General features: G+C 65.4%; 14 protein-coding genes. 5 read left to right on the forward strand and 9 right to left on the reverse strand.

All coding sequences use genetic code 11. The annotated features are described in order from the left end of the window. Positions 1–48: 48 nt before the first annotated feature. The 6 genes from ACQBJO_RS08075 to ACQBJO_RS08100 all read right to left on the reverse strand — a co-directional run bounded on the left by ACQBJO_RS08075 (position 49) and on the right by ACQBJO_RS08100 (position 5,621). Positions 49–420 carry a hypothetical protein gene (locus ACQBJO_RS08075; protein WP_421009172.1) on the reverse strand — a complete coding sequence of 124 codons (372 nt, stop codon included), beginning with the start codon at positions 418–420 and terminating at the stop codon, positions 49–51. Further along, entirely contained in the window at positions 417–1,097 is a 681-nt protein-coding gene (locus tag ACQBJO_RS08080) for a DUF2637 domain-containing protein (protein ID WP_421009173.1), read from the reverse strand. The genes ACQBJO_RS08075 and ACQBJO_RS08080 overlap by 4 nt, the downstream gene beginning before the upstream one ends. Continuing rightward, positions 1,097–1,993, reverse strand: a complete 897-nt coding sequence (locus ACQBJO_RS08085) for a bifunctional DNA primase/polymerase (RefSeq protein WP_421009174.1) — start codon at positions 1,991–1,993, stop codon at positions 1,097–1,099. The genes ACQBJO_RS08080 and ACQBJO_RS08085 overlap by 1 nt, the downstream gene beginning before the upstream one ends. Position 1,994: 1 nt before the next feature. Next, positions 1,995–3,074 (reverse strand): ArdC-like ssDNA-binding domain-containing protein, encoded by a 1,080-nt coding sequence (locus tag ACQBJO_RS08090; protein ID WP_421009193.1) that lies wholly within the window; start codon positions 3,072–3,074, stop codon positions 1,995–1,997. Positions 3,075–3,349: 275 nt separating this feature from the next. Next, positions 3,350–4,231, reverse strand: a complete 882-nt coding sequence (locus ACQBJO_RS08095; protein ID WP_421009175.1) for a helix-turn-helix domain-containing protein — start codon at positions 4,229–4,231, stop codon at positions 3,350–3,352. Between the two features lie 274 nt (positions 4,232–4,505). Beyond that, complete coding sequence (locus tag ACQBJO_RS08100) at positions 4,506–5,621, reverse strand: MFS transporter (protein ID WP_427385412.1); 1,116 nt, start codon at positions 5,619–5,621, stop codon at positions 4,506–4,508. Between the two features lie 131 nt (positions 5,622–5,752). On the opposite strand from ACQBJO_RS08100, the gene ACQBJO_RS08105 reads away from it, so the two are divergent. Together ACQBJO_RS08105 and ACQBJO_RS08110 are read left to right on the forward strand one after the other, a co-directional pair. Further along, positions 5,753–6,412: a CGNR zinc finger domain-containing protein gene (locus tag ACQBJO_RS08105; RefSeq protein WP_421009177.1), complete on the forward strand. Its 660-nt coding sequence runs from the start codon at positions 5,753–5,755 to the stop codon at positions 6,410–6,412. Beyond that, positions 6,409–6,948, forward strand: a complete 540-nt coding sequence (locus ACQBJO_RS08110; protein ID WP_421009178.1) for a MaoC/PaaZ C-terminal domain-containing protein — start codon at positions 6,409–6,411, stop codon at positions 6,946–6,948. The genes ACQBJO_RS08105 and ACQBJO_RS08110 overlap by 4 nt, the downstream gene beginning before the upstream one ends. Before the next feature lie 25 nt (positions 6,949–6,973). Here ACQBJO_RS08110 and ACQBJO_RS08115 read toward each other — a convergent pair whose 3' ends face one another. Together ACQBJO_RS08115 and ACQBJO_RS08120 are read right to left on the reverse strand one after the other, a co-directional pair. Further along, a complete protein-coding gene (locus ACQBJO_RS08115) occupies positions 6,974–7,834 on the reverse strand; it encodes an EamA family transporter (protein ID WP_421009179.1) in 861 nt (286 codons plus the stop codon). Further along, positions 7,834–8,685, reverse strand: a complete 852-nt coding sequence (locus ACQBJO_RS08120; RefSeq protein WP_421009180.1) for a MurR/RpiR family transcriptional regulator — start codon at positions 8,683–8,685, stop codon at positions 7,834–7,836. Before ACQBJO_RS08120 ends, ACQBJO_RS08115 begins: the two co-directional genes overlap by 1 nt. A 149-nt stretch (positions 8,686–8,834) precedes the next feature. Here ACQBJO_RS08120 and ACQBJO_RS08125 point away from each other — a divergent pair, with 149 nt between their 5' ends. Beyond that, positions 8,835–9,662 (forward strand): oxidoreductase, encoded by an 828-nt coding sequence (locus ACQBJO_RS08125; RefSeq protein WP_427385414.1) that lies wholly within the window; start codon positions 8,835–8,837, stop codon positions 9,660–9,662. Between the two features lie 21 nt (positions 9,663–9,683). Here the strand turns inward: ACQBJO_RS08125 and ACQBJO_RS08130 are convergent, their stop codons facing one another. Then, a complete protein-coding gene (locus tag ACQBJO_RS08130) occupies positions 9,684–10,436 on the reverse strand; it encodes an SDR family oxidoreductase (RefSeq protein ID WP_421009182.1) in 753 nt (250 codons plus the stop codon). Between the two features lie 154 nt (positions 10,437–10,590). Here ACQBJO_RS08130 and ACQBJO_RS08135 point away from each other — a divergent pair, with 154 nt between their 5' ends. Both ACQBJO_RS08135 and ACQBJO_RS08140 read left to right on the forward strand, forming a co-directional pair. Beyond that, positions 10,591–11,412, forward strand: coding sequence for a helix-turn-helix transcriptional regulator (locus ACQBJO_RS08135; protein ID WP_421009183.1), 822 nt, complete (start codon positions 10,591–10,593; stop codon positions 11,410–11,412). 319 nt (positions 11,413–11,731) lie between these two features. Next, the gene (locus ACQBJO_RS08140) at positions 11,732–12,865 is read left to right on the forward strand and encodes a hypothetical protein (protein ID WP_421009184.1); all 1,134 of its coding nucleotides are present in this window, start codon (positions 11,732–11,734) and stop codon (positions 12,863–12,865) included. Positions 12,866–12,885 lie beyond the last annotated feature (20 nt).

The raw sequence follows: 12,885 nt of genomic DNA on the forward strand, positions 1-12,885 counted from the left end.
ACAGAAAAGATCCCGTCATCGATTGCGTGTTCATGGCATCTCACCGGCCTAGCTTTTCCCGACCGCACCACGAGTCACCGGCTCCCGCGAGCTGGTGCGGCGACCGAACGCGGACAGGGGCGGCAACTGCTTCGCCCGCTCCGCCAACGCCTTCGCACCGGCACCGACCGCTCTTGCGCCGGTAGCGATGCCGGTGCGAGTGCGACGCGACAGTTCGGCTTGGAAGTCGATCCCGCGCCCCGCAACCACGGCAGAGTGCCGGGCCATGAGATCGGTCGGGCGCACCCAATCCACACCCCGCGCCTTGTGCTGCTCTTGGGCGAGGTCGGCGGCTTGCTGTCGGGTCTTCTCGGCCTCGATCGCATCCGGCGTCATGTCCTCGACCTCGCGCTTGCCAGGGCCGTTGTTCTGATTGTTCATGGTGTTCTCTCTTCCTCCACCGCTGTGGGCGGATCATCGGTTTCTTCTTGTGGTTCTGGGGTCGGGAGCCAGCGGCCCACCGTTGACGGATGCACGCCGAGTTCGCGGGCGATCTTCTTGTTCGACCACCCCTCAGCGCGCAGCTCCGCCGCCTGTTCTCGCCGGTCACCGGAGTCATCGGGCGCAGCGGACTCGACGGCGGTTACAGACGCGGTGGGTGTGGCGAGATTGAGCGGCACCCGACTCTCGGGAACGGGCGATGCAGCGTTGGTAGTGCTGCGGGTGAGGATCACGGTCAGATGCGTGATCGCCAGCAGAACCACGGGTGGCACCGCAGCAACGGCCGCTGCCAGCAGCGCGGGTACGTCGGTTTCGGCGGTGAGGATGGCGTGGATCGCGTTCGCGGTCACCGAGACGGCCGCCCCACCCATCAGCAGAACCCACGGATACCACGCCGCCCGCTGCCCAGCCAAGGCAACGACCGCAACGGTTGCGACGACGATGATGCCGTCCACGATCAGCGGCCACGCCCACGCCTGCCCCGCACTAATCCCGGAACGACGCGCCAGATCAGCAAGCGCGGTGAATGAGAGCCAGAACGCCCCCAACGCGATCAGCACCGTTCCCGCGATCGCGGTGACGACCGCGAGCCGCACACTCCGCGTCCGCGTCTCCATCACAGCCCCCGTCCGGTAGCGGCAGGGGCGCGCGTTCTCGGGGCGTCACCGAAAGGGCGCGCGCTACTTGCCGGTGCCGGGTTGGTGGTGCGGTAGGCGGAGCGGATCGTCGCCGACACCTCCCGCGTACTCAGGCCGATGTGCTCGGCCGCCGGCCCGAGCGCGGCGAACGTCTCAGCAGGCCTGGTGCCTGCTTCTGCCAATCGGCAGGCGGCCCAGAACAGGCCACGATTCCGCTCACCCTCACCCAGCGACGCGACCCAGCGGCCGAGACGATCCGCATCCAGACTCTGTGCCGGCACCGACCGAGACGGGAGCGGTGGGCGCGGGTCTAGGAACTCCCGCAGCCGGGTGGCATCCACCGGCTGCGCCTCGACAACACCAGTGGCGCGCAGCTCGTAGACTCCTGTGCTGCCATCCGGCTGGGTGACGCCGGAGGGTGGGGCGATGATGTAGCCGCCCGCGCCACGGAAGTCGATATGCGCCGGTGGTGCCTGCCACGACGACTGCCCATCCTCCAGGTCGGCCGGGAAGTAGATGTGCAGGCCACCCGACGGTGACCGCACCAGTCCTGCCCACGCCGGGATCAGCCCCGCCCGACGAGCCCGCTGCAACGCCGGGAACCCCGACTCCTCGCCGTGGATATCCACGTCAACGACATCCACCCCGGATGCTGGGCCGGTGGGGATGCCGATGTTCGCTGTCGGCCACCGCCCCCACCAGGCGCTGATCTGATCGGGATCGGTCGTGGCGTCGTGGAAACCGTGCTGAGTCAGTGGCCGTTTCTCACCAGGCACGCACGGGAACACCGGCACCCCGGCAGCAGCAAACACGGCCGCGGCCTCCGTCAGGGTGAGGCGGCTGGTGTGGGCGAGGAGATCGCTGATCGACGGCATCTCACAGCCCCCTCACGACCCCAGATGACCGAGACGCCGATGACGCAGCAGGAACCGGCGACGATGCGACCGTGCGCTGCGGCTGCTCTTGTTTCGGCGCCTCACGATCCAGCCCTGGTGGGGTGCCATCAGCGACCATCACGGTGTCGAGCTGATCGAGAATCCCCAGAGCCGCCTTCCGCACCCGCTCACCGGTTGCCTTGACGACCTCGACCGGCTCCTTCCCATCGACACGCGCAGCCCAGGAAGAGACGTACGGGATCGTGTAACCGGAGGTGTCCATCCCGTGAGCGGCACCAACCATCAGGGCAACGGACTCGGCCTCGACCTCACCGATCCCGCGATGATGCCGCGCATCCTCGCTATCCGGGTCATGCAGCAGCACATGACCGAGTTCGTGGGCGAGCGTCTTGACCTGCGCGGCGGGGTCCATGTTCTCCCGCACCGTCACTGTCCGCGCCTGCCAATCCGTCATGCCATTCGCGCCGTGAATCATCCCCTCATGCGGCACCATCAGCAGCGTGAACCCCGCCGCCTCCACCTGCGCGACCAGCCCCTCCCACAGCTCAGCCGGAGCTTCACCCTCCAACAGCTTCGGCGCGGGCGGCTCCGGGATCGGATCACCATCGGTCTGAGAGACATCCCACACATAGGCAGGCCGGGCGGCGATCATCCGCGACCGCACCACCTCCCCAGCACGGGGCTTCTCGCCGCGCTCCAGCCGCCGCCACGAATCCGCATCTGCCGGATTCGAGGACGCGAATCGGCCCGTGACGGGGGCGAAGATTTGTAGCCCCGGCTGCCCCTTCTGCACCTGACGTCCGAGTTGCTGCCACTGCCGATACCCCGCCACGAACGACGGGAACGGCTCAGCAACCCGCCCCGCAGCGAAGTTGGCTTCGTGCTGCACCCAGATCAGCAACGTGTTGTTGAACGAACGCGACCGGAACCGCGCCGCGAACGACAACGCCCGCGCCCAGTCCTCACCAGAAACCAGCGTCTCGACCTCGCCAGTCAAGCGCTCGTGAAGTTCGTCGAGCTTCGCATCCCGCGCGGCTCGGGCTTCCTCTTTCGTCGCCATCATCGGACCTCCTCCCGGCGAGGCCCACGACACGACAGCCGCGAACCCTTGCGACCATGAGGTACGCGCCGGGGTGTTCAGGAGGCCCGAGAGGAACGAGTGAGTACGAGACCGCCAGGGATCTGACCAGACCCGACGAGTCCGATCCGGTCTATCTCCTGGCTCGCGGTGATGTCGAGCCTTTGGGGGCTGTCCGGGTCGCTTGACGAGTAACGCGATTCATACGACGAGTTCGAGAGGGCGCCACCCGCCGACGAGCGCGCGGGAACTCGTCGCTACGCAGTTTCGCTGCCGGGCGTGGGTAGGCGATGCCGGTAGTGGGTCGGCGTTACGCCGAATCGTCTAGAGAACCACGCCGAGGCGACGCGCGGATCGGCCCAGCCGACCGCTTGTGCCGCTTGACGGACTGATAGATCAGTCTCATCAATGAGGCGGCTGAACTCGGTCAAGCGAACTTCGGTAAGAAATCGCATTGGGCTGGCCCCCATGTGCGTCGAGAACAGCCGTGTTAGGTGCGTGCGAGACAGCGCGAGCTCTTGGGCCAGCGACGCAACAGTCCACGGCTCGCCCATGCGCTCCCGAAGCAGCCGCGCAGCCCGTCCGACGTGCCCAATCATTGCCGGATCTGCCTGCCGCTCCGAAGACGGCACTTGATTCCGGGTGGGCACGTGGAGAGAGCGACTGTCTTCAGTAAGGAAGACCGGTGCGACTGTGCCAACCCACCTCGCGAGAAGCTCGACTGTGCGAATCGATATCTCTTCGGGCGATGAACACGTATCTGGAAGCACACTTATCTGTCGCCAGATCGGTTCCAGCCGCCGAAAGGACTCGATTCCTGGGGTAAGTACCAGGGAGTTGCCGTCCCAGTCATCAGGATGCACGCCTCGACGAACGTGCTGCCGTGGCCGCAAGAGCCAGCGCATCTGCGCCCTAATGAAGGGTTCGTCGGCATAGATCACCCACAGCCGTGATGGCGATAGCGGCAACAGTTGGTGCCTCCTGTGCGAGCCGAGCGCCACCGCTGACCCGGGTGCCAAGCGCTGTATCGACACATCCGTACAAAAATCGATCTTTCCGGACACTACGTGGATGAGCGTGACGACCGGAAACGTCAACTCCTGCGTCGGGACGCAGCGCAATATCTCGATCGCTGACATGAGCCCGAACTGTTCTCCGGGCGACGCGTCTATCGCAGGGTCGCACGCCTCACGAAGTCTGCTCTCGCCGGCCGCTTCGGCGGACACGTCCCATCCGCTTCCTCAGCCCAATTGGTGGCGTGGGCTGGCCGGACTCGTTGTAACAGCAAGAAGGAGACTGCGCGTATGTCCATGATTCGACGACCGAGAGGCTGCCGGTTCAAAGAGCAGGTCGATGCGCGAGCAAAGGTGATACCGGCCTACTCGACGTCGAACAGATATGGTGTTGTCGCCACTATGCATGGGACTCTCTGGATCTGATCGCGATGCCGACCATGGTCACAGTGGCCACGATGGCGGCGAGGACCGCGTAGAGAGTTTGGGCGTTCGGCGTCACTGCGACGAGTGCAAAGACGAGTGGCTGGGCGAAGCCGATATAGGAGAGCGAGTAGAACGCGGCGTTGAGCCGTGCGCGATCTTTCGGATGACCGATCTCCTCCATGCGACGAAGACCTGCGACGAGCACCAAGCCGTACGCGGCGCCGAGGGCGATAGCGCTGGGGAGCATCAGGATGGTGAGCCGCGCCGCGAAGGTTCCCGCGGCCAGGAGCATCCCTAGAGCGGCGATTCCCATCCCTAGAGGGAAGGCTCGTCCGGCCCTGCCGCGCTCGATGCGTTGCGCCAAAGGCTGGATGAGTGCCCCGGTGCCCATGGTGAGTCCCGTGATGATCCCCGCCGTGGCGGCCTCGAATCCATGGACATGGATGACCGACGGGATCACGGCGAAGCTCATCGTCGCAGCGCCAAAGACCCACGGAGCCGTGAGCGGAATGGTCCAGAGGAATGGCCGTGTCATGATCGCGCTCCAGAAACTCGCTCGGCGTCTCGATACGGGTTCTGGGGCGGAGACTTCAGCCTGCTCGACGAGTTCTTCGTGGTCGAGGGAGGTATCTGGGGCCCGCCATAGCAGCGCAGCCGCGATGGCCGAGATGAGCAGGTGGAGGGCGTAGGGCAGGACTTCCGGTAGCGGTGCCCATTGCGCGACGAGCCCTGCTGCGAGCGGGCCGCCACCAAACCCGACGGAGAGCGCGACCGCCACTCGCTTCGGAGCAGCGGAGCGGTCATCCGCAGACAAGTCCGTCACCCATGCCGTGCCTGGACCGAGAACTGCACCAGCCGCTGCACCGGAGAAGAACCTGCCCAGAAGGAGAAGCCAGGCGTCCTGCGAGCCGAGGCACAGCACGACAGAGGCGACAGCGGAAAGGATGACCGCAACTCGGACCGGCCAACGTCGGTCAACGCGGTCCGCGACCTCGGCGGCGACGAAGAGCACCGGGATGAGACCCACGATGTAGGTAGCGAACGCGAGGGCGATGAACGAGTCCGGCAGGCCGGCGGTCTCCCGGTACACCGGTAGCAGAGCAGCGAACTGGTTCGCTCCCCACCCCACGACGGTGATACCGGTCGCGACGCGTGCCCAACCAGGCAATCGAGTTCCCATACACTCTCCTAAGTAACCGTTCTATCGGTTACTATAGTTGCATGGTTACCGACCTTCGAACCAGCACGGCACTGCGGAAGCTTCGTTTCGACGGTGGCTCCCTCGTTCTCAACCTCACCGCAACCGTCGGGCGGCGGGGCGCTGGCGAAGAGCATCGCGTCGAGCGCCTCGACGGTGAGGAGGCCCTGGAACAGTGGCTCGTCGGCGTAGGTATCGAGGTCGACGCGAGCGTGGATCGGGGAGCGCTGCTGACGGAGTTGCGTGAGCTTCGCGAGGATGCCTGGGAAGTGCTGTCGGGGGTCGTACACGAGCGACCCGTGTCATCGTTCGCCGTGCAGCGGATAGAGCGGTGGGCCAGCGCCGATGTTCCCCCGCCCCGCTTGGCGAACACCTCGCATGGACCGCAAGCTCAGATGGTGGCACTCAGCCACAGCGCGATGTGCGCCCGCGCGGCTCGGGATCTGCTGGAGATCCTCGCAAGCCCTGACGTGCGTCATCGACTCCGGGAGTGCGCGAGCGAGGAATGCCGCATGATCTACCTGCTCCCGTCTGGTTCGCGAGAGCGTCGCTGGTGTTCGATGAGTCAGTGCGGTAACCGCGCGAAAGCCGCCGCGCACCGCGCACGTTCACGCCAACCGCGAGAGCGCACCACCAACGTTGACGTGACGGAAGATCGCTCGATCAAGGAACCGGGAAGATGACGTCACCCGGCTCGCATGTTGCGAATCCAGACGGCCTCTGGCTTGACGACCTCGCCGTCGGAATGCAGTTCCATTCGCCCGTTGTACTCCTGCGCGAGGAGGACATCGTTGCCTTCGCCGAACAGTTTGACCCGCAGGCATTCCATCTCTCTGCCACGGCGGCCCGAGACAGCTTCTTCGAAGGACTCGCTGCGAGCGGATGGCATACTGCTGCGTTGTCGATGAAGCTGCTCGCGCAGGCTTTGCCCTTGGCTACAGGAATCATCGGTAAAGGCGTGGAGATCGAATGGCCAAGCCCAACACGACCGAATGACGAACTCAGGGTCGTTGCCCAAATCGACACGATCACGCCGTCGAAGAGTCGCCCTGATCGCGGATCGATCACCGTGGGCTACCAAACTCTGAACCAGAGCGGCGATATCCGGCAGCGCGCGCGCATCACGCTCATAGGCTGGAAGTGCCACGTTGGAACTCAGGCCACAGCACTGGGTGCTGAGAGCGGCGAAAAGGCGATCAAACGCGGAGAAAGTCGCTGAGTCGTACCTAGTCTGGCAGCGCGTACTACAGGCTGATAGCGGCAATGCCGGCAAGTACGATCACGGCGCCGATCAGCCGGCGGACAAGGTGCCCTTCGCCGAAGAGACGCCAGGCCAGAAGTGCGCCGATCACGATGGATGCCTCCCGCAGTGGCGCGACGAGCGCCACGGGCGAGGTTTGCATTGCTGTCAGCACCAGGATGTACGCGAGCGGGGACAGCACTGCGACCGCGGCGATAGACGCGCGATTGACGCGGAGGGTGTTCGCGAACGCTGTGCGGCGTCTGATGATGGCCGGAGCCACGAACACGACCTGGACGACGAGCGTGCCGGTGTAGTAGCTGACTGGGGCGAGTCCGATGGAGCCGATCGCGAACGAGTCCCAGAGCGTGTAGGCGGCGATCGTTGCCCCGGTGGCAGTACCCCATACGATGCCGCGGAGGGGGCGGGCGCCCGTTCTCTGAAAGGGGTTGCCGGTGACGACGAGGATGCCTGCGAGAATGGCGAGCGCTCCGATGACCGCCAGTGCCGTGGGGCGTTCTCCGAGCAGGAGGATAGCGATCACGATGGTGAGCAGCGGCCCCACACCCCGAGCGATCGGATAGACGACTCCGAGGTCTGCTCGGTCGTAGCCTGCCTGCAGGGTGAGCGAGTACGTCAGATGCAGGGCGGCGGACACGGCCGCAGCGGCGACCAGGGTCCAGGTGATCGGCTGCGAACCGGTGACGGCGGCACCGATCGCGAGGGGGAGGCACAGAATCGCGGAAGAGGTCGTGTAAGCGCCCACGAACAGCAGCGTGTCGCCCTTCTTGTACTTCGATACGAGGTTCCAGCCAGCGTGGGCGACTGCGGCGACGAGGACGATCGCAACGGTTCCCGGCGGCATCAGGTGATGTCGGGCAGATCGATCCCGGCCCGCTCGGCGCGCGAGACACGGTCGGGATCGCGCAGTGCCAGCGCGGCCGCGAGAGCATCGACGACGACAAGCTGCGCCAGACGGCTCCCGGCAGCGGCCATCTGCGTCGTCAGCGGTGCGCCACCCACGACCAGTGCAACCGTGGAAACATCGGTGAGTGGCGTGCCGTACTGGTTGGTGATGGCGATGACCGTCGCATCGGCGGTCGCGGCGGCGTCGGCGATCGCGACGGTCATGTCGGTGCGGCCGGTGGAGCTGACGGCGACGACGACATCGCCAGGGTCGAGCAGGCGTGCCGCGATCATCGCGGACTCGTGATCGACGACTCCCGATGTCCGCACGCCCAGCGAACGCAGCCGGAACACGACATCGGCCGCGACCGTCGCCGAAGGGCCCGCACCATAGGCGAGGAGCTGCCCCGCGCCACGAATCGCAGAGACCGCCTGGTCGAGAGCGTCCGGGTCGATCGCGCCGCCCAGGGCGGTGAGCGCGTCGATCCCTGTGCGCGCTGTCGTGTCGATGATCGTGCGCGTCGAATCGGTGCTCGTGAGCGTGTGTGGCGGGGCGAAGAACTCCGCTGTTCCGCGAGCGCGGGCGATTTCCAGCTTCAGTTCGGCGAAGCCCGAGAACCCGATTGCCCGGGCGGCACGGACCACGCTGGGTGCCGAGACCCCGGCACGGTCGGCGACTTGCGCCGTCGTGCTCCTCCCTACGAACAACGGGTCCTCCAGCACGAGGTCGACGACCTTTGCCTCGCTTGCCACTAGGCCCGCGCTCCGCGCCTGAACCGTTCCGAGCCAGCGGCGCAGTGGGTCCTCCACTGCCGAAACTGCGTTACGTGGTGATTCTGTCACGGGTAATAGCGTAACATTGGGGCATGGTGACAGAGCAACGGCGCGGCTCCGCTGGAGGGCGCATACGGGTTGGCGTGGTGGGTCCGGGGGCTATCGGTACGACGGTGTCAGCGCTTATGCATGAGGCAGGCAGCACGCCGACGCTCTATGGTCGTACGACGCGAACGGAACTCACCCTGATCGACGGCGACCGCCGGATCGTCGTCCCCGGCCCCGTGCGCACCGATCCCGCTGCACAGCCCGAGAGGGCGGATGTGCTCTTCTTGGCGGTCAAGGCCACCCAGACCGCTGCGGCAGCCCCCTGGCTGCGTTCTCTGTGCGGTCCTGGGACTGTGGTTTGCGTGTTGCAGAACGGCGTCGAGCAGATCGCTGCCGTTCGACCCCACGTTCCTGAGGGAGTCGAGGTCGTCCCCGCGGTCGTCTGGTTCCCGGCGCAGTCGCAGGAAGACGGCACCATCCTCCTGCGGGGCGAGCCCCGGCTGACGCTTCCCGCATCACCGGGGGCGGAGCGCATCGCGGACGTCCTGCGCGACACGCGCTGCCAGGTCGAACTCGCGGCGGACTTCACCACCCTCGCCTGGCGCAAACTTCTCCAGAACGCCGCCGCAGGGCTCATGGCACTCACCGGCCGGCGCGCCGGCGTGTTCAACCGCCCTGACTTCGCGTACCTCACGCTCGCCTACCTGGCAGAGTGCGTGGCCGTCGCGCAGGCCGAAGGCGCGGCCCTCGGTGAGGACGCGCCTGCCGCCATCCTGGCCCGCTTCCAAGCATTCCCCGCCGACATGAGCACCTCGATCCTCACCGACCGGGAAGCCGGCCGGCCGCTCGAATGGGATATCCGCAACGGCGTCATCTCGCGTCTCGCGCGCAGACACGACATCCCTACACCGATCAGCGACACGATCACTACGCTCCTTGCCGCCACAAGCGACGGGCCAGGATGATCCGGTTGTCGCCGTTCCGGCTCAGCGTCCAGGGAGGTTGCTGAGCGACTGGGACCGGGCGGCGAGGAGTTCCTCGTAGGTATCGTCGTGCTCAGCCCAGCGGAGGGGCTTGGCACGCTCGACGACGATCTCCTTCGGAGTCGGGTTCTGGGTGAGCAGCCCGATGACTTCGTCGAGGAAGTCGCCCATGGGCAGGGCATTCGGGTTGAGCTTCTCCTGGCCGGCGTTGGCGACGGCCGGCGGGATCAGCTCGGTGACGGCGATACCAGTGCCAGCGAGGTGCGCGCGCAGCGATTCGGTGTACGAGTGCACGGCCGCCTTCGACGCGCCGTACGTCGCCATGAGAGGGAACGGCAGGAAGCCGATGCCCGAGGAAACGGTGATGATGTCGCCGGCGCCACGGCCGAGCAAGTGGGGGGTGAACGCGTCGATCACGCGGATCGTGCCGAGCAGGTTCACCGAGATCGTGGTCTCGGCCTGGGCGATGTGGTCCGGCTCGCGCAGATCCTCAGTGAGCATGACCCCCGACATCGTCACGACGACGTCAAGGTCGGGGTGCTTCGCCAGCACCTCATCGCGCGCCTGAGCGACTGACGCCGCATCGGTGACGTCGATGCGCACCGTCTCGACGCCGTCGACCTGCTCGATGTTGCGCCCGCCGACAACGACCGTGCTGCCCGCGTCAACGAATCGCTGGGCGAGGGCACGTCCGATTCCCGTGGTGCCTCCGACGATCAGGACGGTACGTCCGCTGATATCCATGTGCTTCCTCACGTGTCCATCTCCGACCACTGGCCGGATGGTCTCCCGGCTCGATCGCCGGCATGCATCCATGCTCGGCCGATGTTCGAAGCCGAGGAAGGACCCCGCTGATCCGCGTCCCGACAGGGCACCTTTCGATCGGCCGGGAATAGCTACCGTTGATCACATGGACGGCAACAACGACAACCGCCTCGGGAAGTACCTGAGCGCACGCCGTGCGCTGGTCACTCCCGAGCAGGCGGGCATACCCGCTGGATCGGGGCGCCGAGTCCCCGGTCTTCGGCGTGAGGAGGTTGCGCTCCTCGCCGGCATTAGCGCTGACTACTACTTCAGGCTCGAACGTGGCCGCGACAAGAACCCCTCACCTCAAGTCCTGGAATCGCTCGCCCGGGTGCTGCGCCTCGACGACATCGAAGCCGACCACCTGATGAGCCTCGGCGGGCCGCGCCCTCGTGTCCGCCGCGCGAAAGCCGCCGGGCGCACTGAGCGGGTGCCGGCCCGGCTGCGCGACCTGCTCGCAGCGCTGAACATGCCCGCGTTCATCGAGAACCGCTACTTCGACGTCCTTGCCGCCAATCCGTTCGCGATCGCGTTCAACCCCCGCCTGGAGCCAGGGAACAACCGACTGCGCTCGTTAATGCTGGACCCCGCCGAGCGCGACTTCCACGAGGACTGGGAGACGGCGGTCGACGAGTTCATCGCTGCTTTCCGTCGTTCCCTCGGCGACGAGACCGACGACCCGCGCGCCATCGAACTCGTCGGCGAGCTCTCGCTCGCCAGCGCACGCTTCCGCACACTGTGGGCTCGACACGACGTCCGGCAACTCGCGGGTGGCACCGCGGTTGTCAATCATCCAAGTCTCGGCGTGCTGCGCCTCCACCGCGAGAAGATGCCGATCGACGACCTTGTCCTTGTCGTCTACTACCCGGCCGAACAGAGCGCCGACGCCGAAAAACTCGACCTTCTCGCATCCCTCACCGCCGAATAGGGCCGCCGGGTGCCGCCACCGGAGAACAGCGACCCCACGGCAAGGGGCCTCTGCTGAGAGTCGGTGCTATCTGACATGAGGACTCCATCTGTTCGATGACCCCGGTCGGAAGTCGCGTCTGCGATCTCCTCGGAGTTAGTCACCTGCCAGGTACGCCGCTCGCCGCAGAGCCACAGCGCGAGCGTCCGTGAAGTTGTCAGCAGCCTTCGCTTCCTGACCCGCTTTTGAGCTGCCACACGTCTTTCAGAAGAGGTTCGGGCGGTTGTTCCGCTAGCGTTCTGGAGCAGGAGATCTCCGCAGGAACGAGGACGGATTACACATGGGCACCGAGCGCAACGTCGCGGTTCTGGTCGGCAATGGCCTGTCTATCGCGTTCAATCCGGACTTGAATCTTCAGCGCATCACGGAGGAGGTCCTCCGGAGGATCGAGCGGGCCGACGGTGGTGATGTCGTTGCCGCAATGCAAGAGATCGCAGAACGCACGCTCCCGGATGGGGCGAGGAGCTCCGACGACTTCGAGGCACTGGTCGGCGCGTTTGGTGCGGAATCCCGGACTCTGGACGTTTTGGACGCGCTCGCCGAACTTACAAAGCCGCGCGACAAGAAGCTTCGGAAGGCGATACGAAGAGTTACCAGGTTCGCCGAGCAGGTGCGGGACACGGGTGTGTCGCACGTCCTCGAGGTGATCGCGGAGAGGTCCCACGCGTACGTGGATGAGGCCGAGAATCTGCACCGACTTGTCGAGGCGGTCACGACCTCCTTCAGTGGACGTGTGACCATCGGGAATCTCAACTACGACACGCTTCTTCTCGCTTCATTGCTGGCAACGTGCCAGTCGGATCTAGTCGACATGGGGCACGGGTACCGTCGTGTGAACATCCTCGCGGACGGTGAAATCACACACACGGTTCAGGCTCTTCGGTCAAGCAGCGGTGAGTTCCCGGACGGCAAGAGAGTCAGGTTGCTCCACCTGCACGGGTCGCTCACTTTCTGGGCGACGCGTGATCGCAAGATATACGCAAAGCTGCCCAGGGAGTTGCTCGAAGACGGAGATCAGTGGCGGTCTGTTCGTGAACAAACTACAAATGTTCGACCGGTCGTGGTGCTGGCGAATAGAAGAGATAAAGCAGAGCATGTGGCGCGTTTCCCTTTTAGCCTCGCGTACGAGATGTTCTCTGATGGACTCTCCAACGCCGAAGATTGGCTGGTAATCGGATACTCGTTCAAAGATCATCCAGTGAACTCCGCTTTACGTTCGGAGTTCATTGACCGTGAGGTGAAGCCAAGGGTCCTCGTCGTCACCTACGGGGAAGAACCTCGTCGGCGCGACGTAGAGAGGGCTTTCGGATGGGGTACCGAAGACGGTTCATCAAAGGAATGGCTGACTATAAATAGAGACGGCGCGAGTGGTGTCGAAGACACTCGCGATTGGGAGCGTTTCGTGAACGTCTAGTGGGAATGCATCGGCCGATG

The sequence above is a fragment of the Janibacter zhangyanbonis genome (assembly GCF_050507325.1).
Lineage (GTDB): Bacteria > Actinomycetota > Actinomycetes > Actinomycetales > Dermatophilaceae > Janibacter.

What these genes read in the sequence shown, in the direction of transcription:
- ACQBJO_RS08095 (WP_421009175.1), bottom strand. Translation starts at nt 4,231, where the DNA reads ATGTCAGCGATCGAGATATTGCGCTGCGTCCCGACGCAGGAGTTGACG.
- ACQBJO_RS08110 (WP_421009178.1), top strand. Translation starts at nt 6,409, where the DNA reads ATGACGTCACCCGGCTCGCATGTTGCGAATCCAGACGGCCTCTGGCTT.
- ACQBJO_RS08080 (WP_421009173.1), bottom strand. Translation starts at nt 1,097, where the DNA reads ATGGAGACGCGGACGCGGAGTGTGCGGCTCGCGGTCGTCACCGCGATC.
- ACQBJO_RS08105 (WP_421009177.1), top strand. Translation starts at nt 5,753, where the DNA reads ATGGTTACCGACCTTCGAACCAGCACGGCACTGCGGAAGCTTCGTTTC.
- ACQBJO_RS08085 (WP_421009174.1), bottom strand. Translation starts at nt 1,993, where the DNA reads ATGCCGTCGATCAGCGATCTCCTCGCCCACACCAGCCGCCTCACCCTG.
- ACQBJO_RS08140 (WP_421009184.1), top strand. Translation starts at nt 11,732, where the DNA reads ATGGGCACCGAGCGCAACGTCGCGGTTCTGGTCGGCAATGGCCTGTCT.
- ACQBJO_RS08125 (WP_427385414.1), top strand. Translation starts at nt 8,835, where the DNA reads ATGCATGAGGCAGGCAGCACGCCGACGCTCTATGGTCGTACGACGCGA.
- ACQBJO_RS08075 (WP_421009172.1), bottom strand. Translation starts at nt 420, where the DNA reads ATGAACAATCAGAACAACGGCCCTGGCAAGCGCGAGGTCGAGGACATG.
- ACQBJO_RS08135 (WP_421009183.1), top strand. Translation starts at nt 10,591, where the DNA reads ATGGACGGCAACAACGACAACCGCCTCGGGAAGTACCTGAGCGCACGC.
- ACQBJO_RS08090 (WP_421009193.1), bottom strand. Translation starts at nt 3,074, where the DNA reads ATGGCGACGAAAGAGGAAGCCCGAGCCGCGCGGGATGCGAAGCTCGAC.
- ACQBJO_RS08115 (WP_421009179.1), bottom strand. Translation starts at nt 7,834, where the DNA reads ATGCCGCCGGGAACCGTTGCGATCGTCCTCGTCGCCGCAGTCGCCCAC.